At 71.3% G+C, this 2,913-nt stretch carries 2 protein-coding genes; both read right to left on the reverse strand.

Annotated elements, in window-relative coordinates:
- Window positions 1-1,310, reverse strand: a 1,310-nt coding sequence (gene glpK / locus AB0D04_RS42475; protein ID WP_362712831.1) for a glycerol kinase GlpK, incomplete at its 3' end; no start/stop codon positions are given.
- Window positions 1,311-1,656: 346 nt separating this feature from the next.
- Complete coding sequence (locus AB0D04_RS42480; RefSeq protein WP_362712833.1) at window positions 1,657-2,859, reverse strand: DUF6596 domain-containing protein; 1,203 nt, start codon at window positions 2,857-2,859, stop codon at window positions 1,657-1,659.
- Between the last annotated feature and the right edge of the window lie 54 nt (window positions 2,860-2,913).

Raw genomic sequence — 2,913 nt, forward strand, 5'->3', positions numbered from 1 at the left:
ACCTCGGGCGCGTCGAGGACGTCGGAAATCGTCTGCATCAGCAGGTTGTTGGAGGTCATGCCGCCGTCGACCTTCAGCGCGGACAGGGCAACTCCGGAGTCCTTGTGCATCGCGTCGACGATCTCGCGGGTCTGCCAGGCGGTGGCCTCGAGTACGGCGCGGGCGATATGCCCTTTGCTGACGTAGCGGGTCAGGCCCGCGATCATGCCGCGGGCGTCGGAGCGCCAGTACGGGGCGAACAGGCCGGAGAAGGCAGGGACGCAGTGGCAGCCGCCGTTGTCCTCCACCGTGCCGGCCAGGGTCTCGATCTCCGCGGCGGTGCCGATCAGGCCCATCTGGTCGCGCATCCACTGGACCAGCGAGCCGGTGACGGCGATGGAGCCCTCCAGCGCGTAGACCGGCGCCCGTCGGCCGATCCGGTAGCCGACCGTCGTCAGCAGCCCGCTGTGGGAGTTGATGGGTTGGCGGCCGGTGTTCATCAGCATGAAGGTGCCGGTGCCGTACGTGGCCTTGGCCTCCCCCTCGGAGAAGCAGGTCTGGCCGAAGAGCGCGGCCTGCTGGTCGCCGAGCGCGGAGGCGACCGGCACGCCGGACAGGGCTCCGCCGGCCATGCCGTACACCTCGGCGGAGGAGCGGATCCGCGGCAGGATGGCGGCCGGGATGTCCATGGCGGCGAGGATGCGCTCGTCCCACTCCAGGGTGTGCAGGTTCATCAGCATGGTGCGCGAGGCGTTGGTGACGTCGGTGACGTGGACGCCGCAGGACGGGCCGCCGGTGAGGTTCCAGATGACCCAGGAGTCCATGGTCCCGAAGAGGATCTCGCCGCGTTCGGCGCGTTCGCGCAGGCCGTCGACGTTGTCCAGGAGCCAGCGGATCTTGGGGCCGGAGAAGTAGGAGGCCAGCGGCAGGCCGGTCTCGCGGCGGAACCGCTCCTGGCCGACGTTACGGCCCAGCTCTTTGCACAGTGCGTCGGTGCGGGTGTCCTGCCAGACGAGGGCGTTGTGCACCGGCTTGCCGGTGTTCTTGTCCCACAGGACGGTGGTCTCGCGCTGGTTGGTGACGCCGATCGCCCTGAGGCCGGGCCGGGTGATCCCGGCCTTGTCGAGGGCCCCGGCGATGACCTCTTGGACGTTGGTCCAAATCTCACTGGCGTCGTGCTCCACCCAGCCCGGCCTGGGGAAGATCTGCTCGTGCTCCTTCTGGTCGGTGGAGACGGTCCGGCCGTCCCTGTCGAAGATGATGCAGCGGCTGGAGGTGGTGCCCTGGTCGATCGCAGCGATGAACGGGCCGGCGGTGTGTGCGTCGGTCACGGTGTGCTCCTGGAGCGGCTCAATACGGTGCGGGGGGTGGCGGGGGCCCGATGTGCAGGGAAGCCGGCGGGTGCAGGCAGCCGGCGGGCGCAGGAAAGCATCGATTCAGCTCGTCGATTGCGCCCAGGCGCCCCGGCACCCAGGCACTAGCCCCGATCGGAGCGACGCTGCTCCGATTTTCCGTCCACTGTTCGACAATGTCGACCGGTGGACGGCAGTCTTGCCCGCCCCCGCGAATGACGTCAAGGGATTGCCGGCCGGTAACTTAAAGTTCCCGAGATCCTTGCGGGAGTGAGCTGAAGCTGCCGTGGCCGAGATCGCGCGAAACGGCGCGGGGCGCGACCCGTCAGCGACGTCGGCGGGCGTGGAGCCGGGCGGCTTGGCGCGTCAGGTGGTCGCGCTCGGCGAGGTTGGGTGCCTCGTGGGCCGCCTCGGCGTACAGCCGTGCCGCCGTCGCCAGGTCGCCGTCGCGCTCGTGGAGGTACGCCGCCACCGCGGTGTGGCGCGGAATGGGGTATCCCCTGCTCGAAGAGCTTGGGGAGGAGTCGTTCAGCGCCGCGAGCGCCGCCAGCCCGGCGCGCGGTCCGTCGGCCTCGCCGACGGCCACTGCGCGGTTGAGCCGGACGACCGGGCTGTCGGTCAGACGCGCGAGCTCGTCGTACCACTCGACGATCTGCACCCAGTCGGTCTCCTCAGCGGTGGGCGCGTCGGCGTGGAGTGCTGCGATGGCGGCCTGGGCCTGGAACTCGCCCAGCCGGTCGCGGGCGAGGGCCGCCTGCAGGATCTCCACGCCCTCGGCGATCGACGCGGTGTCCCACCGGCCTCGGTCCTGCTCGGCGAGCGGCACCAGGCTGCCGTCGGGCGCGGTCCGGGTGGCGCGCCGGGCGTGGTGGAGCAGCATGAGGGCGAGCAGCCCCGCCACCTCGGGGTGGTCGATCGCGGCCGCGAGCTGCCGGGTGAGCCGGATGGCCTCGGCGGCGAGGTCGACGTCGCCGGAGTAGCCCTCGTTGAAGACCAAATACAGGACGCGCAGCACGGTGGCGACGTCGCCGGGCTGGTCGAACCTTCCCCGAGCTCTCGACTTCGCTCGAGCAGGGGATACCCCAACGCCGGAGACGGTGCGCTTGGCACGGCTGATGCGCTGCGCCATGGTTGCCTCGGGCACCAGGTAGGCCTGGGCGATCTGGCGTGTGGTGAGACCGCCGACGGCGCGCAGCGTGAGCGCGACCGCGGACGACGGCGTCAGCGACGGGTGGGCGCACAGGAAGTAGAGCTGGAGCGTGTCGTCCACCGCGGGCGCGGGGCCGGGCGCCGGCTCCTCCTCGACGAGGTCCTCGCGCCGGCGGCGGGCGGCGTCCGCCCGGCTCGCGTCGAGGAACTTGCGCCAGGCCACGGTGACCAGCCAGCCCTTCGCATCCCGCGGAGGATCGGCCGGCCAGACACGGACCGCCTCGACCAGCGCTTCCTGCACGGCGTCCTCGGCCGCCGCGAAGTCGGCTCCGCGGCGGACAAGGATCCCGAGCACGCTCGGCGTGAGGCTCCGGAGCAGCGGCCGTTCGCCGTCTGCAACATCACCGGCACCGATGCGCCCGGCATGCTGGTG

This window comes from Streptomyces sp. NPDC048483, assembly GCF_040651455.1.
In the GTDB taxonomy this organism is placed as follows: Bacteria; Actinomycetota; Actinomycetes; order Streptomycetales; family Streptomycetaceae; genus Streptomyces.